This window comes from Rhodoferax sp. OV413 (assembly GCF_945881795.1).
Classification (GTDB): domain Bacteria; phylum Pseudomonadota; class Gammaproteobacteria; order Burkholderiales; family Burkholderiaceae_C; genus Allorhodoferax.
On sequence record NZ_CAMCVG010000010.1, the window covers coordinates 16295 to 36397 of the forward strand.

Consider the following 20103-nt stretch of genomic DNA (forward strand, 5'->3'; position numbering starts at 1 on the left):
CGGTCGCCCAGCCCTTGGGCCAGGTCAACCCCATGTGGCATCCTCGCTCCATGTCTGTAAATAGCCATTCATCGAACCGATCACTTGCTTCCCACGCAGGATTCACGCTGGTCGAGCTGCTGGTCGTCGTCGCCATCGTCGCCATTCTGTCGGCAATAGCAGTTCCCGGGTTCAGTTCGATAGCAGCCGGCTCCAGCGTTACAGGGGCACTGAACAACTTTATGGCGGACACAAGCTTTGCGCGAGGCGAGGCGCTTCGCAGAGGCAAAACCGTCACCATCTGCCGCACTAACCAACCCACCGCATCGGCGCCTAGCTGCTCAACAGGGGACGGGCTGTCGGTGGGCGGATGGAAAGAGGGCTGGGTTGTGTTTATTGACGAGGATGGCGATGCAAACTTCGACTCCGGCAGTGACACCGTGGTGCGTGTTCAAGACGCCGTTCACGGATTGAGCGAGTTTTTTGCAGTGGGTGCCAACACCATCAGCGCAGTTTCAACCGCCAACTACATCAAGTTTGACGGCACAGGAAGAGCAATCGGACAACAAGCACGATGGATCATCCGCCCGAGCGGTGGGCTCTCGAGCGATGCCAGCCATGCGCGCACGCTGTGCATGAATTCCGTCGGCAGGGTGCGATTCATCAAAGGCGAGTCGGTATGCTGAAATTTCATGCGAAAGGCGCCCGCAGCGTGAAACAACGTGGCGTGACCCTGATAGAAATTCTTGTGTCATTGCTGCTCCTGTCCTTCGGGCTGCTGTCGCTGGCAGGAATGCAGGCGTATTCGCTAGCGGCCCAAAAAAACGCCTCCAACCGCGCGATTGCCAGCATGTTGGCCAATGAGTTGGCAGAACTTATTCGCTTGAATCAAAAAGGCTTCGCAGACGGCAAGTACGACGTCTCCAAGCTGACCGACGCTGCGCTTGCGGGTGACGCAGGCTGCGAATTCCCTGACTGCACCAGCACCGACACGCTGGCAGAGGCCGACCTGGCATCATTTCGGCGACTGGTGAGGAATCAGTTACCGAAGGGCGGGGTTGAATTGTCCCGCCCCGGCGGCAGTAGCGAACATGCGGAGATCTGGATCGTGTGGGAAGAGGCCGCTGTCCTCAACACCACCCAAGGCGGCAGCGAAGTTTCAACCGAGGTCCACTCCGAAAACTGCCCGACCACCGCAAAAAACCTCAGCACGCTACCCCGCTGCTTTTATATGAAGGTGCAGCTGTGAGCCGATCTCCCATCCGGGGAACCACCCGCGCGCAACAAGTCGGTCTGACATTGATCGAGCTGCTGGTTTCTATTGCCCTGGGCATTTTGATCATGGGGATAGTGGTCATAGTTTTCCTGTCCACCAACCTGTCCAGCAAGGCGGCACAGGCACAGGGCCGGATGAACGAAGACGCGCAGATTGCGCTCGAAATGCTGGCACAAGAAATACGAAAAGCCGGCTACAACCCGGTTCGATCCAATGGGGCACAAAACGACCTCGGTCAAGCCGGATGGGGCATCTTTGCCTGCGACACGGGCTTTAAAGATGCCACCGTAGCCTCCATGGCAAGCCTTCAGTGCAACAACAGCGGAACAAGCTCCGCCATCGCAGTCACTTACGAGGGTGACGTCTACAGCGGAAAGCTAACAAGCGCCACTCCTGCCAAGCTGTTGGACTGCATCGGCAATGGCATATCGAGCGCGGGCAGTTACTTCATCGTTCAGTCCCGCCTGGCTGTGGACGGCAACGGACTGAGTTGCCGCGGTTCAGGCGACCTGACTCAATCGCAGACGCTGGTAGACAACATCCAGTCCATGCATCTGCGCTTTGCAGTCTCTGACCCAAGCCAAGCTACCAGCGCAAATGCATTCGGTTATCTGAGCGCGACCGAGATAAATGCTCCCGTCAGTGCGCTGGCCACCTTCACCAGCTTGCAGCGATGGAACAAAGTGCTGGCTGTGAGAATTTGTGTTGTCGTTCGCAGTGAAACCGCAGTTATCAGCGACTTGGCCGGGGATGGAATCAATCCCACGTATTACGACTGCGATGGTAATAGTATTGATATCACCGACGGTTTTTTCCGCAAGTCATACCGGACAACGGTCATACTCCGCAACCATGGAGTCGGGTATGTCGACAAATAAGCCCACTTGCCACTCCACCGCACCGGGAAGCCAGCAGGGTGTCGTGCTGATTGTGGTGCTGATTATCTTGTTGATTACCTCGGTCGTCGCGAGTGTCTCCATCCGCGGGGCCTCCTCCAGCGAACAGATATCCAACCAAACCAGACTGCGGACATTGTCACAACAGTCCGCCGAAGCAGCGCTCAGGTTTTGCGAGGGCGAGGTCCAGAAAAACGCACTTGACGGCACCCAGGGATTTCTGCCCCAAAACGCGCCCGCCGGCAGTCCCTTGACTTACACCTGGGAAAGCATGGATAACTGGGATGCAATTGATTCCGGGAAAAATAGCTTTGTGGCGACCGGGCACTTGAAAGTGGTTGAATTTAAGGCGTCGAGTGATAACGGCTCCAACAGCATTTATTTCAGACGCCAGCCGGAGTGCATGTCCCAGTTTCTGAGCGTAGGAAATACCAAAACCTTTGTAACCACGGCGCGAGGCTTCGGTCCGGAGGTGGGCGCGAAAGATGGGAATGCACCCAAGGGCACAGAAATTTGGCTTCAGTCCGTCGTTACTATGAAATAGGCCATCGGGAGACAACCATGAATATGATGATGAGAACGATGCGCACCCTATGTATCCTGCTGGGTGCCACCATGGCATTCAACACTTTTGCTGCGGTATCCCAAACCCCCCTGCTGTCAAAAACCGTTAACGTTCGCCCGAACATCACGATCCTATTAGACACTTCAGGATCCATGGACTGGGATTGTGTCTATGCCAAACACGTTAACGATGCGATCTTGAAAGACAACTACAGCGCCGGAAGCATTCCGGGGCTGACTACTGATTGTTTCAGTGCTAGCGATCCCCGGCAGAGCTCCCCCGTCAATAACAGTCTGTTTTACAACCCCAAAAAAACATACCCCTCGGGCTATGTTGCCGGCGCGCGGCAATCCAACGCTGCGCTTTTGACCAACACACTGACCGTTTATCTTCCTAAAACTGGTATCGATGTGACTGCGTTCACATCGTCTTCGGCTATTTCCAATGTGAATAACTATGACAAATATGAAATAAGGTCCACCGTATTTGCAAAAAATGGATCGACATCCTCGTCAGTGAATCCGTTCGGAGCCCATAGCGGCACCAGAGCGTCCGACTGCAAGGCAGACCCATGCACATTGACCGAAGAACGCCAAAATTATGCGAATTGGAAAAAGTACCATTCCGACCGCATGCTAGCTGCAAAAACCGGCCTGACCGGCGCCTTTGTCAACCAACCTGATACGTTTCGACTCTCCTACGCGGATATTTATTCCACCCCCAACACCATAAGGGACTTCGAGCTCAGTAAATCCAGTTTTTACACCTGGTTGGATGCTCGGGTCTCCAGCGGCGGGACGCCACTGAGGACCGCTCTGGACCGCGCCGGAAAATACTATTCGAATACAGGAAATTCTGGGCCTTGGGGCACCAAGCCATGGGATACGACGTATTCCGAGACCCCCGCGAAACATTTGTCATGCCGCCGTTCCTACACCTTATTGATCACAGACGGCTTTTACAACGACTCCAGCCCCCCCAGCTATGGCAACGTGGATGCCACCGTGGCACCTAAACCTGCCCATGGCTATGCCTTTGACGCTTCGAAGACCTTTCAGTACAAGCCGGGCGACACTGCAGACAAACGCAACCGTGGCAAGTCCGACCTGCCCAGCGGAAGCGGGGGCTATAGCAATACGCTGGCGGATGTGGCGCTTAAATACTGGATTACCGATTTACGCACCGATCTCGTGAACTCCGTCGGGGGAGGAACACCGGCAGACCCGCCTTTCTGGCAAAACATGACGACCTATACCGTGAGCTTCGGGGCGCCCGGCCTGATGTCCGAAGCGGATATTGCCAAAGCGAAGAATGGAACCCTGGCCTGGGTTCAGCCGAAGTCAGATACCTACAGCGCTATTGACGATATGCGGCATGCGGCACACAACGGCGGCGGCGATTTTCTGACGGTAAGTGACGCACAACAGTTCACCCAAGACCTTGGTAATGTCATCGGGAGTATTGCGTCACAGCAATTCTCGCAAGCGGGTGTCGCCGCTTCGGCCGTGACCTTGACTGCGGGTACAAAGAAGTTTATCCCCTACTACACCAGCGGCTCCTGGTGGGGCAATGTGCAAATGGTCGACCTTAACTCCGCGGGCGAGAACGGGGGCGTGGCCTGGCAGGTTATAACGACCGACGCGAATGGCCAACCCACGGGAGCCACCACCTTGCCGGCGCCGGCAGCGAGAAATATTGTGGTTTGGGTGGACAAGTCCAAACAGGCTGTCGATTTCAGCTGGACGCAGGTGTCCAACACCGCCAACAATTTGCGCGGCACCGATGCAAAAACGCAGATGTCTAACGCGGTAACGGTTGATCAGATCAATTACCTGCGGGGTGACCAGAGCAAGGAGGGGTCGCCCTTTCGCAAGCGCAATGCGGTGCTCGGTGACATCGTGAACTCAACGCCGGCCTTTATCAAGAACAACACCAATCCGAAATACGAGAATTTGCCTAGTTCGGTGCCGGGTGTGGGCTCCTATGATGCCTATATGAAGGCCAAGGCGGCACGCACTGAAGGGATCTTGCTGCTGGGAGCGAACGATGGAATGGTGCACGCATTTGCCGAGGGAGAAGGTTTAAACAAGGGGGGCCGCGAGGTTTTTGCTTATGTCCCCCGCTCCGTTCTTGGCAAACTGGAATCTTTGACCGAATCCGGATATTCCTACAACCACACCTTTACCGTGGATGGCCCGCTCACAGAAACCGACGCCTATGTGGCAACGCCGGACTTGAGCTCTGGAGTTATGAGTACCGGGTGGTCCAACATCGTGGTAGGTACCACCGGCGCCGGCGCCCAGAGCGTTTTTGCGCTGAATGTGACCAAACCTTTAGGTATGAACGGACGGGCTGTTCTATGGGAAATCAACTCGTCGCCGACATTTCCGACAGTTGCCTCCAATAGCTCCACCAGTTTTCAAGAGCTGGGCCATGTGCTGTTTGCGCCCCAAAGCGGCATTACGGTCAGCGGTGACTGGGTGACGATTTTCGGCAACGGCTACGACAGCAAATCCGGCAAAGCCAGTCTGTTTATTGTGAACACCGGCACCGGTCAATTAATCAAACGCCTGGATACAGATTCCAGCACCGGCAACGGGCTGGGCGGCGTACGCCTGGTGCTCAATGCCAAGCAGCAAATTATTGGAGCCTATGCGGGTGACTTGCTGGGGCGCCTCTGGAAATTTGATTTGAGCGGCGCCGGGAGCGCTGATTGGAAAGTTGCCAATGGCGGCACGCCGCTCTTTACGGCCAAGAGTGGCGGAACCAATTTACCGATTACCGCCCCGCCCGCGGTGCTGGAGCGGACGGACCTTGCCAACTTCCGGCCAAGCTACATGCTCACAGTGGGTACCGGCAAGTTGTTTGAGCCAACCGACCCGACAGCAACTGGCTCGACCCAGGCGGTCTTCGGGCTGTGGGATAAGCAGGAATTCGGGGTGAATACCAGCGATGTCATCAGCGATGCGGACCTGGTCGCCGTCCGCTTCAAGACGGCAACCAGCAACATTGACCCATTGACTGGCCAAACGCTCAACTCCGGAGGCGTGATCACGGTGTTTGGCGTCGAATTCAGCAGCCCCAGCGTTACTGCCATCGACTACAGCAAACAACGCGGCTGGCGGCTGGACCTGACGCAGTCACCGGGTCAGCGAATTGTCTATCCCGTTCAAATAGTGGGAGATGTCGCAAAAATTGATTCGGTTTCGCCCCAACCGAACACCAGTGATTGCCAAAACTCCAACAGCAATGCGGCAAGTATCTACCTCAACCCGATCACCGGCGCTTGCCGGATCGGCGGGACTATAGACACCAATAACGACGGGTACATCGACGAAAAGGATGAAAACGCCTGCGGCTACTCGTCCATTGCCGACGGTATGGATGTTGTGCTGCAGATTGTCGATGCCCAGGGCAGGGACACCGGATTGCGCGACATTCAGTCATCCGGCGGCCACATCAAAGTCCGCAGCAAGGGCGGGCAGCCGCCAGAGGACTGCACATCTGCCTCCTACGCGGCAGCCCATGCGGACGAATGCAAAAAACCTGACTGCACCAGCGAGACTTATCGCAAAGCCAACCCCGGTGTTTGCGTAGGTTCCACGGTCACGCGGTCATGGCGCCAGATCTACCCACGGTTAAAGTAAGCTGAGTGCTGGCCGAGCGCGAGTGAACATTTTTTCTGGAGGATGCATGCACCGATTGAGAAACACTGGTTTTACTTTGATTGAGGTGATGATCGTGGTGGCAATCATCTCGTTGCTTGCTGGAATTGCGCTGCCCTCCTACCAAAGCTATGTGGCCCGCTCGAACCGCGCTGCAGCCAAGACCCAGTTAATGCAGGCGGCGCAGTACATGCAAAGGTTTTATGCCGCAAACGATCGCTATGACGCAGACAGAGCCGGCAACAACAACATCTGGTCCATCATGCCTGCGGCCATGCTGCGCTCCCCCGCAGATGGGACGCAGCTCTATGAAATCTCCAACGGGGGCACCAACGCCAGCACCGCCAACGAGAGCGACTTTGTATTGATCATGCGACCGGTGGCCGACGGATCCATGGCCGCTGACAAGTGCGGGGGCCTCACCATCAACCAGGCAGGTGCCAAAGGAATAACCATCAGCAACCCTGCGGCCTCTTTGGTCGCGGAGTGCTGGCGATAAAGTGTCCATGCCCCTGCAAATCGCCCTGGAGCATGCGCAGCGTGCCACCAACCTTTCCTCCCCAAACCCCCGCGTAGGCTGCGTCATCACCGCCCCCGGTGGCGACATCCTCGGCCAAGGCCACACCCAGCAAGCCGGCGGGCCCCACGCCGAAGTCATGGCCTTGCGGGATGCGGCCAGCAAGGGCCACCCGGTGGTGGGCGCCACAGCCTACGTCACCCTGGAGCCCTGCTCGCACCACGGCCGCACCGGGCCCTGCTGCGATGCCTTGATTCAGGCGGGCATCAAGAAGGTGGTTGCCGCCAACCTCGATCCGAACCCGCTGGTGGCCGGCAACGGCTTTGCCAGGCTGCGGGCTGCGGGGGTGGAGGTGGAAGTGCTTACCGCTGATCACCCTCTGGCCGTGCAATCCCGAGAGCTCAACATCGGGTTTTTCAGCCGCATGGTCCGCAAAACGCCCTGGGTCCGCATGAAGGTGGCGGCGTCTCTGGATGGCACCACCGCCCTGGACAACGGCGCGAGCCAATGGATTACCGGCCCCGATGCGCGTGCGGACGGCCATGCCTGGCGGGCGCGTTCCTGCGCCATCCTCACCGGCATTGGCACGGTGCTGGCGGACCGGCCGCGCTTGGATGTGCGGCTGGTCGCCACGCCAAGGCAACCGCACCTGGTGGTGGTGGACAGCAAGCTCGAAACCCCGCCGGATGCTCCTTTATTCATAGCTGGCCGCGCAGTCTGGATATACGCCGCAGCCCGAAATGATGCCAAAAAGGCGGCCCTCGAGGCGTCTGGCGCCATGGTCATCTATATGCCCGGCCAAGGGGCGGACGGGCAGCCCGGCGGCAAGGTGGACCTGGCGGCCATGATGGCCGACCTCGCCCGCCGCGAAATCAACGAGTTGCATGTGGAAGCCGGCTTCAAGCTCAACGGCTCGCTGGTGCGCGAGGGGCTGGTGGACGACTTGGTGGTTTACCTCGCGCCCAAGCTGCTGGGCCAAGGCGCGGGCATGTTCCACATCGGGCCGCTTGCTGAACTGCGTCAGGGCGTGGATCTGGAATTCACATCCACCGCCATGGTGGGCCCCGACCTGCGAATTCTTGCCCGCGTGGCGGGGCGCGACCGTTTCTAGGGGCTTGCCGGCGGGGCGGCCTGTGCCCTGCCCTTTCCCTGCGAAAATCCGCGCATGTTTACAGGCATCATCACCGGCGTAGGCCGTATTTCCGCCGTCCAGCCTCTGGGCGAATCTGCAACCCACGGCAAGCGCCTCACCATCGAGGCCCCTGCCGGCTATCTGGACGACGTCGGCCTGGGCGACAGCATCGCCCTCAACGGCGCCTGCATGACGGTTACCGCCTTCGATGCGGCAAGCCGGCAGTTCGCCATCGACATTTCTGCCGAGTCCCTGGACAAAACCGCAGGCCTGGATGCGATGGGCCCCATCAACCTCGAAAAAGCCCTGCGTGCCCACGACCGGCTGGGCGGCCATCTGGTGTCCGGCCATGTGGACGGAATGGGCCATGTGAGCCATTTCGCTCAGGTGGGCGAGAGCTGGGAACTGCGGGTCATCGCGCCCAAGGCGCTAGGCAAATACCTGGCCTACAAGGGCTCCATCACCATCAACGGTGTGAGCCTCACGGTGAACCGCATTGCCGACATCGCCGAGGGCTGCGAGGCCAGCATCAACCTGATTCCCCACACGGTCACCAACACCGCCCTGCACGCACTGCAGGTGGGCGGCCGGGTGAATCTGGAAATTGATTTGATCGCGCGGTACGTCGAGCGCATGATGACGGCGCCCGCCGCCACCTAAACCGCCCGCGGTTTACTCAAACGACAGCGTTTTATTCAAACGTCAACGTTTTGACCCCGCCGGCGGTGCCTAGCAGGCAGACCTGGGCGCGCTGGTAGGCAAACACCCCCACCGTCACCACGCCCGGCCACTGGCTGACTTCGGCCTCAAAGGCCAGCGGATTGGTGATGAGCAGGCCGGTGATGTCCACAATCCATTGCCCGTTGTCGGTGACCAGCGGCTTGCCGTCTTTCAGGCGCACCACGCCCTGCCCGCCCTGGGCCGCAAACTGCTTGATGATGCGCTGCGCCGCCATCGGAACGACCTCGACCGGCAGCGGAAACTTGCCCAGCGTTTGCACCAGCTTGGATTCATCGGCAATGCACACAAACCGGGCGCTCTGTGCCGCCACGATCTTCTCGCGCGTGAGCGCCGCGCCGCCGCCTTTGACCATGTTGCCCGCGCCGTCAATCTCATCCGCGCCGTCGATATAGACCGAGATGTTGTCGACCTCGTTGCTGTCAAACACCGTGATTCCCAGCGCCTGCAAACGCTCGGTGCTGGCCAGCGAGCTGGACACGGCGCCCTTGATCTGGTCTTTCATGCTGGCCAGCGCGTCGATGAACTTGTTGACGGTGGATCCTGTGCCCACGCCCACTATCTCGCCGGGCACCACGTACTGCAGCGCCGCCTGGCCCACCAGGGTTTTGAGCTCGTCTTGGCTGAGCGGGGGGCGTGCGGCTGACGTTGGGGAGGTGGTCATGGGGGACAATCCTGACAGATCGAAATCTGAGTTTGAACGATGAAAGCAGGAATTATCTGATGTCACTGGTGCCCTACGCCCTCGCCCGCCGCGTTTTGTTCCAACTCGACCCCGAAGTCGCCCACGACCTCACCATGGCCGGCCTCGCCGCCAGCCAAGGCAACCCGCTCAAGCTGGCCTATGCCAGCCCACAGGTGAACGACCCCGTCGTCATTTCCGGGCTGCGGTTTCCCAACCGCGTGGGCATGGCCGCCGGGCTGGACAAAAACGCCCGCTGCATTGACGGCCTGGGCGCCATGGGTTTTGGTTTTGTAGAGGTGGGCACTGTCACCCCGCTGGGCCAAAGCGGCAACCCCAAGCCGCGCATGTTCCGCCTGCCCAAGGCGCAGGCGCTCATTAACCGGCTCGGCTTTAACAACGACGGGCTGGACGCGTTTATTGCCAACGTGCAACGCTCGGCCCTGCGCCAGAGCGCGCAGCCCTCGCTGCTGCTGGGCCTGAACATCGGCAAGAACGCCGCCACCCCGATCGAGCGCGCGACCGATGACTACCTTACCTGCCTGGACGGGGTCTACCCCCACGCCGACTACATCACCGTCAACATCTCCAGCCCCAACACCCAGAACCTGCGCAGCCTGCAAAGCGATGCCGCGCTGGACGCGCTTCTGGGCGCGATTGCCGAACGGCGCGAACTGCTCGCGCAACGGCACGGACGCCACAAGCCCATCTTCCTCAAGATCGCCCCCGACCTGGACGACGGGCAGGTGCAGGTCATCGCCGCCACCCTCCAACGCTACGGACGCGACGCCGCCGGCCACATCAACAACGCCTGGGGCGTGATTGCCACCAACACCACGCTCTCGCGCGAGGCAGTGCAGGGCTTGCCGCACGCGGAACAGACCGGTGGCCTCTCAGGTGCGCCGGTGCTGGCCAAGAGCAACGCGGTAATTGCCCAGCTGCGCGCTCACCTGGGGTCAGGCTTTCCCATCATCGGAGTGGGCGGCATTATGAGCGCGGCAGACGCGGTGAGCAAAATCGACGCCGGCGCCGATGCGGTGCAGATCTACACCGGCCTGATCTACGCCGGGCCGCAGCTGGTGAGAGACGCTGCGCTGGCTATCAAAAACAGTAAAAAATAAGGCCATTTAGGCCGCCAGGCCACGCCATACATGCGCAAGCAGCTCCTTTTTTAGGAGCGCTGAGGGCTTGCGTTTTAGCTAGCGCACCAGCGGCTTGCCGGCGCTGCTGTCAATGTTGCTGGGCGCCGCCTGGGCGCGCGAAAGATAAGCCTGCGCCTCTGCCGGCTCCATGCCAAAAGTGAGCACGGCGGTGGTTCCCTGGTAGCTTCCCAGCGCGTAGCCCTTCACCTCATTGAGCATGGTGTAAGGCATATCCATCACCGTGCCGTCGCTGCAGCGCATGTCCAGCGCCCCGCTGATTGCGCCGGTAAATCGCAGGCTGCCGGCGCAGCTTTCCAAGTCGCCGCTCCCCAGCAACAAGACCGAGCCTGTGCGGTCCGCCCGCAATTGCACCTCGCCGTTGAGACGCTGCCCGCCCGCCTGCATCTGGGCCGGCATGGTGCTTGTCGTTAAATACCTCCAGCCGAGGTTCTCTATTTGTGCGCACCCCGCCAAGCCCGAGCCCAGAAGGGCGACCACTAAAGCGCTCGCCGCTGTACCCGCTTCGGCGCCCGCCGCCCTGCTCCATCGGTTCAAATCCATGCACGCTCCTGCTGGTCCGCCCATCTTAGGCGGGTGTACCATCTTAGCGAGCGGGCGCGCCCCCCAGCCCCGCAAATTAGCCTTGACAGACAGGCCTTTTCATAAGGAAACCCGCGATGCCCTCGATTGCAACTGCTTCGCTCCAAACTTTGGGTAGCCGGTGGTTCAGGGTGCTGGCAGGTGTCATGTCAGCGCTGGGCATTGCGGCGGCGGTGTTTCTGGCCGGACCGCGCTATGCCGCGGGGCCTGACACGCCCACACCGAGGGCCGCCCCACCCCACAACCTGCAGGCCCTGGACCCCTGGCTTGCCAGCCAGGAGGCCGCACACCCAGGCATCAAGCCCGGCACGGCCAAGGGCATCGTCTGGGCCGGCGCGCCAGGGCAGCGCACCCCCTGGGCGGTGGTGTACCTGCATGGCTTTTCGGCCAGCCGGCTGGAAACCGCGCCCCTGACCGATGACGTGGCCAAGGCGCTGGGCGCCAATGTGTTTTATGCCCGCCTCAGCGGCCACGGCCTGCCCGCCGCCGCCATGGGCGATGCCACGCTGCAAGACTGGCTGGCCGACGCCCGGGAGGCGCTGCAGATAGGCAAACAGTTGGGCGACAAGGTGCTGCTCATCAGCTGCTCCACCGGCTCCACCCTGGCCACCTGGCTGGGCACCCATGGGCTGGACACGCAGGTGGCCGGCCATGTGTTTCTCTCGCCCAACTTCGGCCCCAAAGACCCGCGCGCCGACCTGCTCATCGGTCCCTGGGGCGGCCGGATTGCCGAGGCGATTCTGGGGCCCGACACCGGCTGGACTCCTGCCAGCGACGCCGAGGCCAACGCCTGGTCCACCCGCTACCCCACCCGCAGCCTGCTGCCGATGATGGCGATGGTGCAGGGCGTGCGCGAAAGCGACCTGCACCGGTTCACCGCGCCGGTGCTGGTGCTTTACAGCGCGAACGACCGCGTGGTCGAGCCGCAGCAGACCTTGGCTGCGGTGGCCCGCTTCGGCTCAGCCAACAAGCAGATCGTCCCGGTGGATTACAGCGAAGCCAAAGACCAGCACGTTCTGGCCGGCACCATCAAGGCACCGTCGGCCACCGACCGCATGGCACAAACCATCATCACCTGGGCGCGCAGCCTGCCTGAGCGCGCGCCCTAGGTACCAGCCCTAAGCACCGGCCCTAGGCACCAGCTCCACGCACCAGGTCGCCCGAAGCTGCCCGCCCGTGTTTTCACCGCGGGAGACGGGCAGCCGGCGCCGGTCCAGCTGGTCGATGTCAGCCCTGAGGGCGCCATGGTCCGCAGCCCAACGGCGTGCTGTCCCACCACCACCGGCCGGCAGGCGAGCCGGATTTCAATGCCGGCATGACCTTCAGAGACATGAGCCAACCCGACAAACTGGCCCTGCACTTTCTTGCCCGCACGGCGGGCAATATGGCCGAGGCATCCGGCTGAAGCATCTGCCTCGTAGCTCGAGCAGAACGATTCTGCCGACCTACCCCGGTAATCCCCCCGGACTCCAAAGCTCAGTGCTACTGAAAACGGGGGGACGTCGGCCCAATAGCTAGCCCGCGCTGCTGCACAACTTCTTTAGCCATCTCGGTTCATGATCACTTAAGTTCATACCAAACACCACGCCCACTGCCTTGCTGAATCAAATGTCCGCGTTCGACAAGGTTGCGAAAGTGAAGCTTGAGCGTGTTACGGCTGACGCCCGTCAATTTGATGGCGTCGCCAATCGTGATGCGGCCATGCTCACGGGAAAATTCGACTATCTGCAACGAGAGTTCGGGCAAAGCGGCCAGCACGATTCTTTCGCGTTCGACCTTCTTCTCCAGTCGCCGAACCTGCTCAGCCAGCGAGCGCAGGAAGAAAACCAGCCACGGTTGCCAGTTGGGCGCATCTGTTCGGATGGTGCCCTGGGTCTGGCGCAAGGCCAGGTAGTAGGCATCCTTGTTGAGCTCGATCACGCTTTCCAGTGAGCTGTACGGCACATAGGCATAGCCCGTCTGGATCAATAGCAATGTCGTTAGAACCCTGCTGAGTCGGCCGTTGCCATCCTGGAATGGGTGTATCTCCAGGAACACCACCACGAAGACAGCAATGATCAAGAGCGGGTGCAAGTGCGCTTTGTCGCGCTCATCATTGACCCAAGTCACCAGTTCGGCCATGAGGCCGGGGGTGTCGAATGGACTGGCCGTTTCGAAAACGATACCAATCTGCACACCGTTTTCGTCAAACGCGGCAACACTGTTTGAGTTGGCCTTGTACTGCCCCCGATGCCGGGAATCTTTCTCACTATGGCGCAACAAAATCTGGTGCAGTTGTTTGACGTGATTCTCATTGAACGGAATGTCCCTCCAAGAACTGAACACCAGGTCCATCAATTCGGCGTAACCGGCCACCTCCTGCTCATCCCGGGTCTCAAACGACTGGATCGCCAGATTTGAAAGCAGTTTTTCCACTTCCCGATCAGACAGTTTGCTGCCTTCGATACGGGTGGAAGATCCGATGCTTTCGATGGTGGCCACCTTGCGCAAGGCTGAAAGACGCTCTGGCGCAAGCGAGCCCAAAGCGCGCCAAGCGCCTTTGAATTCTTCAATCCGAGCGATCAGGCTTAGGATTTCAGGTGTGATTTGAAGGGAGTCGGTGCGAAGCATAAAACCAATATTACACCCAATTACACCCAATTTGAAATACTAGACACCCATCCATGCCGCCAACAAAAAAGCACTTAGCGTTTCCGCTAAGTGCTTGAAATCATTGAAGATTTTGGTGGGCGATGCAAGTTTCGAACTTGCGACCCCTGCAGTGTGAATGCAGTGCTCTACCCCTGAGCTAATCGCCCTTGAAACTGTTTTTCCCGTCTCAAGGAAGCCTCAGATTGTATAACAGTTTGCAGCGCCCTCCTCGCTCAGGCTTGCAGCTTCCACACAGTTTTGCCGCCGCTGGATTTGTCGAGCTGGGCCAGCACGTCGTCATGGGCGGCCATTTCCTGTGCGTTGGCTTGCAGCACCGTGAGGTCGAAGCCGCGCAAGTCAATTTTCTCAAACACTACGCCGGGTTCGCGGGGGCTGCTGGTCTCGTTGATCAGCGCGTCTTGGCCGCGGGTCATATTGATGTAAACATCCGCCAGTAACTCGGCGTCCAGCAAGGCACCGTGCAGTGTGCGGCCGGAGTTGTCAACCTCCAGCCGGTCGCACAGCGCGTCCAAGCTGTTGCGCTTGCCGGGGAACATTTCCTTGGCCATGACCAAGGTGTCTAGCACGCTCTCCACATGGGTTTTGAAAGTACCCCGGCCAGTGCGCGCCAGTTCCATGTCAAGAAATGACAAATCAAACGGCGCGTTGTGGATGATGATTTGAGCGCCGGCCACAAATTCCAGCAAAGGCTGGGCGATCTCCTGGAACTTGGGCTTGTCGCTCAAAAACTGCGTGGTCAGCCCGTGAACACGCAAAGCGCCCTCGTCGCTATCGCGGCCGGGGTTGAGGTAGAAGTGCAGGTGCCGGCCGGTAAGCTTGCGGTTAATCAACTCCACGCAGCCCACTTCGACCATGCGGTCGGGGTTGTCGGGGTGGTTGGCATAGAAACCGGTGGTTTCGGTGTCCAGCACGATTTGGCGCATGGCAGGCCTTAGTGGTTTTCTTTGGCGTGGTTGATGGAGTACTTGGGGATTTGCACCACCACATCCTGCTGCGCAAGATAAGCCTGGCAGCTCAGGCGCGAGTTGGGCTCCAGCCCCCATGCGCGGTCAAGCAGGTCTTCCTCGGCCTCTTCGGCCGCATTCAGCGACGACAAGCCTTCGCGCACGATGACATGGCAGGTCGTGCAGGCGCAGCTCATGTCGCAGGCGTGCTCTATCTGGATGCCGTTTTCTAAGAGCGCCTCGCAAATCGAGGTGCCGGGGGCGGCCTGCAGTTGCGCGCCCTCGGGGCAGTATTCTGCGTGCGGAAGAATTTTGATGATGGGCATGGCGTGGTCCGATTACATGGATTCGATATTCTTGCCGGCAAGCGCTTGCGAGATGCCGCGGTTCATGCGCATGGCCGCGAAGGCTTCTGTCGCATCAGCCAGTTGCTTAACGGCGGCCTCAATCACAGCGGGGTCTGTCGCAGCAGATTGCTGAGCGAGCCGGCGCATGGCTTCATCAATAGCGGCCGTCTCCTCGAATGACAACAGGTCGCCATCGGCGTCCAGGGCGCTGCGGGTGGCGATGAGCAAGCGGTCGGCGTCAACCCGCGCCTCCACCACCGCGCGAGCGCGCATGTCGGCTTCGGCGGTGGTAAAGCTTTCTTTGAGCATGGTTGCAATTTGCTCGTCGCTCAGGCCGTAGGAGGGTTTGACGTCAATGCGCGCCTCCACGCCGCTGACCTGCTCTTTGGCGGACACGTTCAGCAGACCATCAGCATCCACCGTAAAGGTCACCCGAATACGCGCCGCGCCGGCAGTCATGGGCGGAATGCCGCGCAGCTCAAAGCGGGCGAGGCTGCGGCAGTCGGCCACCAGGTCGCGCTCGCCCTGCACCACATGCAAAGCGAGCGCAGTTTGGCCGTCCTGGTAGGTGGTGAAATCCTGCGCCATGGCGGTAGGAATGGTTTGGTTGCGGGGCACGATGCGTTCAACCAAGCCGCCCATGGTTTCTACCCCCAAGGACAGCGGGATCACATCCAGCAACAGCAAATCGCCCGACGGGTTGTTGCCCGCGAGTTGATTGGCCTGAATTGCGGCGCCCATTGCAACCACCTCGTCGGGGTTGAGGTTGGTCAGGGGCGGCTGGCCAAAAAAGTCTGCCACCGCGCGGCGCACCTGCGGCATACGGGTCGAGCCGCCCACCAGAACCACGCCCTTGATATCGTCTTTGGCCAATCCGGCATCGCGCAGGGCCTTGCGAACCGCCTGCAAGGTGCGCGTTGTAAGGGGCTGCGTGGCCGCCTCAAATTCGTCTCGGTTGACCGACACATCCAAGCCGCCGGATGACAGATCCAGTTCCACAGGTGCTACATCTTCGGATGACAGGGCCTCTTTGCAGGCGCGGGCATGCGCCATAAGGCCTGCCTGATCCTCGGGGGTGGCGGCGGACAGGCCGCTGCGCGCCAACAGCAGGTCGGCCAAGGCGCGGTCGTAATCATCTCCGCCCAGCGCAGAGTCTCCGCCCGTGGCTAGCACTTCAAATACACCCTGGGAGAGGCGCAAGATGGAGATGTCAAAAGTGCCGCCGCCAAGATCGTAAATGGCGTAAACGCCCTCGGCGGCATTGTCCAGGCCGTAAGCAATGGCGGCGGCGGTGGGTTCGTTGATGAGGCGCAGCACGTTGAGGCCGGCGAGTTGCGCGGCATCTTTGGTGGCTTGGCGCTGCGCATCGTCAAAATAAGCCGGCACGGTGATGACGGCGCCGTAAACGTCGTCCACAAAGCTGTCTTCCGCCCTGAAGCGCAGGGTTGCCAGAATCTCGGCGCTAATTTCTACCGGGCTCTTGATGCCTGCAATCGTGCGGATGCGGGCCATGCCGGGCTCATCCACCAGCGCATAAGGCAGTTTGCTGGTGTGTGCAACATCGGCAAAACCGCGGCCCATCAGGCGCTTGACCGATGCGATGGTGTTGCCGGGGTCGGTGGTTTGGTTGGCCAAGGCATCAAACCCGATTTGGCGGCGCTCCGCGTCCAGATAGCGCACCACACTGGGCAGCACCACGCGACCTTCTGCATCAGGCAGGCATTCGGCCACGCCATTGCGCACCGCGGCCACCAGCGAATGCGTAGTGCCAAGGTCTATGCCCACTGCAATACGACGTTCGTGGGGGTTGGGCGATTGCCCGGGTTCAGAAATTTGCAGAAGCGCCATGAAATCTCACACTAGTCAAATCGGTCCAGTCGGGCATGGATGTCTTGGGCAAACTTGTCCAGAAACATCAAGGCCCGCACACTGCCAACTGCGGCGGCCACATTGTTTTTTTCGTCAAAGCACAGCGCGCAGTGTTGCAGCAAGTCCTTGCGGGCTGCTTGCACTTCCGCCATCAATCGCTCGATCGACGGAGCATCAGCCGCGTCGTCCAAGGCCTCGCGCCACTCCATTTGCTGCAGCAAAAATTGCGCTGGCATGGCCGTGTTGCTGTGGGCGTTGATGGGGAATCCCGCCAGCTCGCACAGGTAGGCAGCGCGGTGCAACGGGTCTTTGAGCCGCTGGTAAGCCTCGTTGATGCGCACCGACCACTGCATGGCAACCCGCTGGGCGGCTGCGCCATGCGAGGCAAACTTATCGGGGTGGGCCTCGCGCTGCAGGTCTTTCCAGCGGGCGTCCAGCGCTGCGCGGTCTTGCGCGAAGGTGGGCTTCAGGCCGAACAGCGTGAAGTCATCGTCTTGCAGGTTCACACGCGGAAGGACTCACCGCAACCGCACTTGTCGCGCTCGTTGGGGTTGTTGAAGCGAAAACCTTCGTTCAAACCCTCGCGCACGAAGTCGAGTTGGGTGCCATCAATGTAGGCCAGGCTCTTGGGGTCTACCAGGACCTTTACGCCGTGGCCTTCGAAGACAACGTCTTCAGGGGCCAGCTCGTCCACGTACTCCAGCTGGTAGGCCAATCCGGAGCAGCCGGTTGTTTTGACACCCAAGCGCACACCCACGCCTTTGCCGCGCTTGGTGAGGTAACGGGTGACATGCCGGGCGGCAGCCTCAGTCAGAGTGACGCTCATATCAGTTCAGGTGCTTTTTCTTGTAGTCATCCACGGCAGCCTTGATGGCGTCTTCGGCAAGGATGGAGCAGTGAATCTTGACGGGCGGAAGGGCCAGCTCCTCAGCGATCTGGCTGTTCTTCAAGGCCGCAGCCTCATCCAATGTCTTGCCTTTGACCCACTCGGTGACCAGCGAGCTCGATGCAATGGCCGAGCCGCAGCCGTAGGTCTTGAAGCGCGCGTCCTCGATGACGCCGGTCTGCGGGTTCACCTTGATCTGAAGTTTCATCACGTCGCCGCAGGCGGGCGCACCCACCATGCCGGTGCCCACAGATTCGTCGCCCTTGTCAAAAGAGCCCACATTGCGGGGGTTTTCGTAGTGGTCTACGACCTTGTCTGAATATGCCATTGTGCTTACCTCGTAACGTAGTTCAGTGTGCCGCCCACTGGATAGTGGACAGGTCGATGCCTTCTTTGTACATGTCCCACAGCGGGCTCAAGTCGCGCAGCTTGGCCACGTTTTTCTTGATGGTGTCTACCGCGTAGTCAATGTCGGCTTCGGTGGTCCAGCGGCCGATGGTCATGCGCAGGCTGCTGTGTGCCAGCTCATCGCTGCGGCCCAAAGCGCGCAATACATAGCTGGGCTCCAAAGAGGCAGAGGTACAAGCAGAGCCGCTGCTCACTGCCAGACCCTTGATACCCATGATCAGCGACTCGCCTTCCACATAGTTGAAGCTCATGTTCAGGTTGTGGGGCACTCGCTTCTCTTTGTGGCCGTTGATGAAGACCTGCTCAATGCCATCCAAACCCGCCAGCATACGGTCGTGCAATGCCTGGATGCGCTTGTTTTCTTGGTGCATCTCTTCTTTGGCAATGCGGTAGGCCTCGCCCATACCCACGATTTGATGAGTTGGCAGGGTGCCGCTGCGCATGCCGCGCTCGTGGCCACCGCCGTGCATCTGCGCTTCGAGGCGGATGCGGGGCTTGCGACGCACGAACAAGGCGCCGATGCCTTTGGGGCCATAGGTCTTGTGGGAGGTCAGGCTCATCAAATCGATGGGCAGCTGGGTCATGTCGATGTCCACACGGCCGGTGGCCTGGGCCGCGTCCACATGGAAGATCACGCCTTTTTCGCGGCAAATTGTGCCAATAGCAGTGACGTCTTGGATCACGCCGATCTCGTTGTTCACAAACATCACGCTGGCCAGAATGGTGTCCGGGCGAATGGCGGCCTGAAATGCGTCCAGATTCAGCAAGCCGTCTTCTTGCACATCGAGGTAGGTGACTTCAAAGCCTTGGCGCTCAAGCTCGCGACAGGTGTCGAGCACCGCTTTGTGCTCGGTCTTGACCGTGATGATGTGCTTTCCCTTGGTCTTGTAGAACTGGGCAGCCCCCTTGATTGCGAGGTTGTTGGACTCGGTCGCACCAGATGTCCAGACAATTTCACGCGGGTCGGCGTTGATCAGGGCGGCAACCTGCTCGCGGGATTTTTCTACCGCGGCTTCTGCTTCCCAGCCCCAGGCGTGGCTGCGGGATGCGGGGTTGCCGAAATGGTTGCGCAACCAAGGGACCATCGCGTCCACTACCCGCTCGTCGCAGGGGTTGGTGGAGCTGTAATCCATGTAAATCGGGAAGTGGGGTGTGGTTTCCATAAGGTTCAGTTGCTGCGCTTAAACAAAAAAATCGGGGACTGAAAAAATCAAGGCTTGGAGAACACGTTGCCGAGGGCGAAGACCGAGTTCGGCGCATTGATGCGGATGGGCTTGACAACTGGCATGGCCGAAATCGCCCGCTTGACAGTGGGCTTGTCCTCGATTTGCAGGCCCTTGGCCAACTGGTCGTCCACCAGCTTTTGCAGGGTGACCGACTCCAGAAACTCGACCATACGGGTATTCAAAGAAGCCCACAGGTCGTGGGTCATGCAGCGGGTGCCCTCGCCCAGGCAGTTCTCCTTGCCGCCGCACTGCGTGGCGTCAATCGGCTCGTCCACCGAGGTGATGATTTCAGCCACGGTGATATCAGAGGCCTTGCGGGCCAGCGTGTAACCGCCGCCGGGGCCGCGGGTGGACTCCACCAAATCATGGCGGCGCAGCTTGCCGAACAGCTGCTCCAGGTACGACAGGGAAATTTGCTGGCGTTGGCTGATAGCAGCCAGGGTCACGGGTCCGGAGCTTTGGCGTAAGCCCAAATCGATCATCGCGGTGACCGCAAAGCGGCCTTTGGTGGTGAGACGCATCGCTTGCTCCTAAGTAAGAGTGGTTGACTAGCGGACTCAACTATAGCACCAAACCCCC

Annotated in this window: 22 protein-coding genes and 1 tRNA gene; 11 read left to right on the forward strand and 12 right to left on the reverse strand. The window is 59.9% G+C overall.

The window, feature by feature from the left end; translation table 11 throughout:
• Positions 1–32 precede the first annotated feature (32 nt).
• Genes Q0O05_RS02515 through Q0O05_RS02550 form a run of 8 tightly spaced genes read left to right on the forward strand, consistent with a single transcriptional unit; the run spans position 33 to position 8690 of the window.
• Entirely contained in the window at positions 33–665 is a 633-nt protein-coding gene (locus Q0O05_RS02515) for a GspH/FimT family pseudopilin (RefSeq protein ID WP_293660316.1), read from the forward strand.
• On the forward strand, positions 659–1228 hold the full coding sequence (gene pilV, locus Q0O05_RS02520; RefSeq protein WP_293660317.1) for a type IV pilus modification protein PilV: 570 nt from the start codon (positions 659–661) through the stop codon (positions 1226–1228). The genes Q0O05_RS02515 and pilV overlap by 7 nt, the downstream gene beginning before the upstream one ends.
• The gene (locus Q0O05_RS02525; RefSeq protein ID WP_293660318.1) at positions 1225–2133 is read left to right on the forward strand and encodes a PilW family protein; all 909 of its coding nucleotides are present in this window, start codon (positions 1225–1227) and stop codon (positions 2131–2133) included. Before pilV ends, Q0O05_RS02525 begins: the two co-directional genes overlap by 4 nt.
• A complete protein-coding gene (locus tag Q0O05_RS02530; RefSeq protein ID WP_293660319.1) occupies positions 2120–2695 on the forward strand; it encodes a PilX N-terminal domain-containing pilus assembly protein in 576 nt (191 codons plus the stop codon). Before Q0O05_RS02525 ends, Q0O05_RS02530 begins: the two co-directional genes overlap by 14 nt.
• A 17-nt stretch (positions 2696–2712) precedes the next feature.
• A complete protein-coding gene (locus Q0O05_RS02535; protein WP_293660320.1) occupies positions 2713–6363 on the forward strand; it encodes a PilC/PilY family type IV pilus protein in 3651 nt (1216 codons plus the stop codon).
• A gap of 46 nt (positions 6364–6409) precedes the next feature.
• The gene (locus tag Q0O05_RS02540; RefSeq protein ID WP_293660321.1) at positions 6410–6880 is read left to right on the forward strand and encodes a type IV pilin protein; all 471 of its coding nucleotides are present in this window, start codon (positions 6410–6412) and stop codon (positions 6878–6880) included.
• A 7-nt stretch (positions 6881–6887) separates the two neighbouring features.
• Positions 6888–8009 carry a bifunctional diaminohydroxyphosphoribosylaminopyrimidine deaminase/5-amino-6-(5-phosphoribosylamino)uracil reductase RibD gene (ribD, locus tag Q0O05_RS02545; RefSeq protein WP_293660322.1) on the forward strand — a complete coding sequence of 374 codons (1122 nt, stop codon included), beginning with the start codon at positions 6888–6890 and terminating at the stop codon, positions 8007–8009.
• A gap of 54 nt (positions 8010–8063) precedes the next feature.
• Positions 8064–8690 (forward strand): riboflavin synthase, encoded by a 627-nt coding sequence (locus tag Q0O05_RS02550; protein ID WP_293660323.1) that lies wholly within the window; start codon positions 8064–8066, stop codon positions 8688–8690.
• A 31-nt stretch (positions 8691–8721) separates the two neighbouring features.
• On the opposite strand, the gene rpiA is transcribed toward Q0O05_RS02550, so the two are convergent.
• Entirely contained in the window at positions 8722–9432 is a 711-nt protein-coding gene (gene rpiA / locus Q0O05_RS02555; RefSeq protein ID WP_293660324.1) for a ribose-5-phosphate isomerase RpiA, read from the reverse strand.
• A 59-nt stretch (positions 9433–9491) separates the two neighbouring features.
• On the opposite strand from rpiA, the gene Q0O05_RS02560 reads away from it, so the two are divergent.
• Complete coding sequence (locus Q0O05_RS02560; RefSeq protein WP_293660325.1) at positions 9492–10571, forward strand: quinone-dependent dihydroorotate dehydrogenase; 1080 nt, start codon at positions 9492–9494, stop codon at positions 10569–10571.
• A 78-nt stretch (positions 10572–10649) separates the two neighbouring features.
• Here the strand turns inward: Q0O05_RS02560 and Q0O05_RS02565 are convergent, their stop codons facing one another.
• Complete coding sequence (locus Q0O05_RS02565; protein WP_293660326.1) at positions 10650–11153, reverse strand: hypothetical protein; 504 nt, start codon at positions 11151–11153, stop codon at positions 10650–10652.
• A gap of 116 nt (positions 11154–11269) precedes the next feature.
• On the opposite strand from Q0O05_RS02565, the gene Q0O05_RS02570 reads away from it, so the two are divergent.
• Together Q0O05_RS02570 and Q0O05_RS02575 are read left to right on the forward strand one after the other, a co-directional pair.
• Positions 11270–12301 (forward strand): alpha/beta hydrolase, encoded by a 1032-nt coding sequence (locus Q0O05_RS02570; RefSeq protein WP_293660327.1) that lies wholly within the window; start codon positions 11270–11272, stop codon positions 12299–12301.
• 155 nt (positions 12302–12456) lie between these two features.
• Positions 12457–12597: a hypothetical protein gene (locus Q0O05_RS02575; RefSeq protein WP_293660328.1), complete on the forward strand. Its 141-nt coding sequence runs from the start codon at positions 12457–12459 to the stop codon at positions 12595–12597.
• Between the two features lie 155 nt (positions 12598–12752).
• On the opposite strand, the gene Q0O05_RS02580 is transcribed toward Q0O05_RS02575, so the two are convergent.
• The 10 genes from Q0O05_RS02580 to iscR form a co-directional block, all read right to left on the reverse strand.
• Positions 12753–13802 (reverse strand): DUF977 family protein, encoded by a 1050-nt coding sequence (locus Q0O05_RS02580; protein ID WP_293660329.1) that lies wholly within the window; start codon positions 13800–13802, stop codon positions 12753–12755.
• A 113-nt stretch (positions 13803–13915) separates the two neighbouring features.
• Positions 13916–13990 (reverse strand) — tRNA-Val (locus Q0O05_RS02585).
• A gap of 66 nt (positions 13991–14056) precedes the next feature.
• Positions 14057–14767: a DNA polymerase III subunit epsilon gene (dnaQ, locus tag Q0O05_RS02590; RefSeq protein WP_293660330.1), complete on the reverse strand. Its 711-nt coding sequence runs from the start codon at positions 14765–14767 to the stop codon at positions 14057–14059.
• 8 nt (positions 14768–14775) lie between these two features.
• Complete coding sequence (fdx, locus tag Q0O05_RS02595) at positions 14776–15114, reverse strand: ISC system 2Fe-2S type ferredoxin (protein WP_293660331.1); 339 nt, start codon at positions 15112–15114, stop codon at positions 14776–14778.
• A gap of 12 nt (positions 15115–15126) precedes the next feature.
• Positions 15127–16983 carry a Fe-S protein assembly chaperone HscA gene (hscA, locus tag Q0O05_RS02600; RefSeq protein WP_293660332.1) on the reverse strand — a complete coding sequence of 619 codons (1857 nt, stop codon included), beginning with the start codon at positions 16981–16983 and terminating at the stop codon, positions 15127–15129.
• 11 nt (positions 16984–16994) lie between these two features.
• Entirely contained in the window at positions 16995–17510 is a 516-nt protein-coding gene (gene hscB, locus Q0O05_RS02605; RefSeq protein WP_293660333.1) for a Fe-S protein assembly co-chaperone HscB, read from the reverse strand.
• Positions 17507–17830 (reverse strand): iron-sulfur cluster assembly protein IscA, encoded by a 324-nt coding sequence (gene iscA, locus Q0O05_RS02610; protein WP_293660334.1) that lies wholly within the window; start codon positions 17828–17830, stop codon positions 17507–17509. The genes hscB and iscA overlap by 4 nt, the downstream gene beginning before the upstream one ends.
• Before the next feature lies 1 nt (position 17831).
• Positions 17832–18218: a Fe-S cluster assembly scaffold IscU gene (iscU, locus tag Q0O05_RS02615; protein WP_087493592.1), complete on the reverse strand. Its 387-nt coding sequence runs from the start codon at positions 18216–18218 to the stop codon at positions 17832–17834.
• A 22-nt stretch (positions 18219–18240) separates the two neighbouring features.
• Entirely contained in the window at positions 18241–19461 is a 1221-nt protein-coding gene (locus tag Q0O05_RS02620) for an IscS subfamily cysteine desulfurase (RefSeq protein WP_293660335.1), read from the reverse strand.
• A 47-nt stretch (positions 19462–19508) separates the two neighbouring features.
• Positions 19509–20045, reverse strand: coding sequence for a Fe-S cluster assembly transcriptional regulator IscR (iscR, locus tag Q0O05_RS02625; protein ID WP_293660336.1), 537 nt, complete (start codon positions 20043–20045; stop codon positions 19509–19511).
• Positions 20046–20103 lie beyond the last annotated feature (58 nt).

Coding starts and splice junctions, on each gene's coding strand:
- Q0O05_RS02540 (WP_293660321.1), top strand. CDS start 6,410: ATGCACCGATTGAGAAACACTGGTTTTACTTTGATTGAGGTGATGATC.
- iscA (WP_293660334.1), bottom strand. CDS start 17,830: ATGAGCGTCACTCTGACTGAGGCTGCCGCCCGGCATGTCACCCGTTAC.
- hscA (WP_293660332.1), bottom strand. CDS start 16,983: ATGGCGCTTCTGCAAATTTCTGAACCCGGGCAATCGCCCAACCCCCAC.
- fdx (WP_293660331.1), bottom strand. CDS start 15,114: ATGCCCATCATCAAAATTCTTCCGCACGCAGAATACTGCCCCGAGGGC.
- iscU (WP_087493592.1), bottom strand. CDS start 18,218: ATGGCATATTCAGACAAGGTCGTAGACCACTACGAAAACCCCCGCAAT.
- Q0O05_RS02570 (WP_293660327.1), top strand. CDS start 11,270: ATGCCCTCGATTGCAACTGCTTCGCTCCAAACTTTGGGTAGCCGGTGG.
- Q0O05_RS02565 (WP_293660326.1), bottom strand. CDS start 11,153: ATGGATTTGAACCGATGGAGCAGGGCGGCGGGCGCCGAAGCGGGTACA.
- Q0O05_RS02560 (WP_293660325.1), top strand. CDS start 9,492: ATGTCACTGGTGCCCTACGCCCTCGCCCGCCGCGTTTTGTTCCAACTC.
- Q0O05_RS02530 (WP_293660319.1), top strand. CDS start 2,120: ATGTCGACAAATAAGCCCACTTGCCACTCCACCGCACCGGGAAGCCAG.
- ribD (WP_293660322.1), top strand. CDS start 6,888: ATGCCCCTGCAAATCGCCCTGGAGCATGCGCAGCGTGCCACCAACCTT.
- dnaQ (WP_293660330.1), bottom strand. CDS start 14,767: ATGCGCCAAATCGTGCTGGACACCGAAACCACCGGTTTCTATGCCAAC.
- Q0O05_RS02620 (WP_293660335.1), bottom strand. CDS start 19,461: ATGGAAACCACACCCCACTTCCCGATTTACATGGATTACAGCTCCACC.
- rpiA (WP_293660324.1), bottom strand. CDS start 9,432: ATGACCACCTCCCCAACGTCAGCCGCACGCCCCCCGCTCAGCCAAGAC.
- iscR (WP_293660336.1), bottom strand. CDS start 20,045: ATGCGTCTCACCACCAAAGGCCGCTTTGCGGTCACCGCGATGATCGAT.
- Q0O05_RS02580 (WP_293660329.1), bottom strand. CDS start 13,802: ATGCTTCGCACCGACTCCCTTCAAATCACACCTGAAATCCTAAGCCTG.
- Q0O05_RS02515 (WP_293660316.1), top strand. CDS start 33: ATGTGGCATCCTCGCTCCATGTCTGTAAATAGCCATTCATCGAACCGA.
- Q0O05_RS02535 (WP_293660320.1), top strand. CDS start 2,713: ATGAATATGATGATGAGAACGATGCGCACCCTATGTATCCTGCTGGGT.
- Q0O05_RS02550 (WP_293660323.1), top strand. CDS start 8,064: ATGTTTACAGGCATCATCACCGGCGTAGGCCGTATTTCCGCCGTCCAG.
- pilV (WP_293660317.1), top strand. CDS start 659: ATGCTGAAATTTCATGCGAAAGGCGCCCGCAGCGTGAAACAACGTGGC.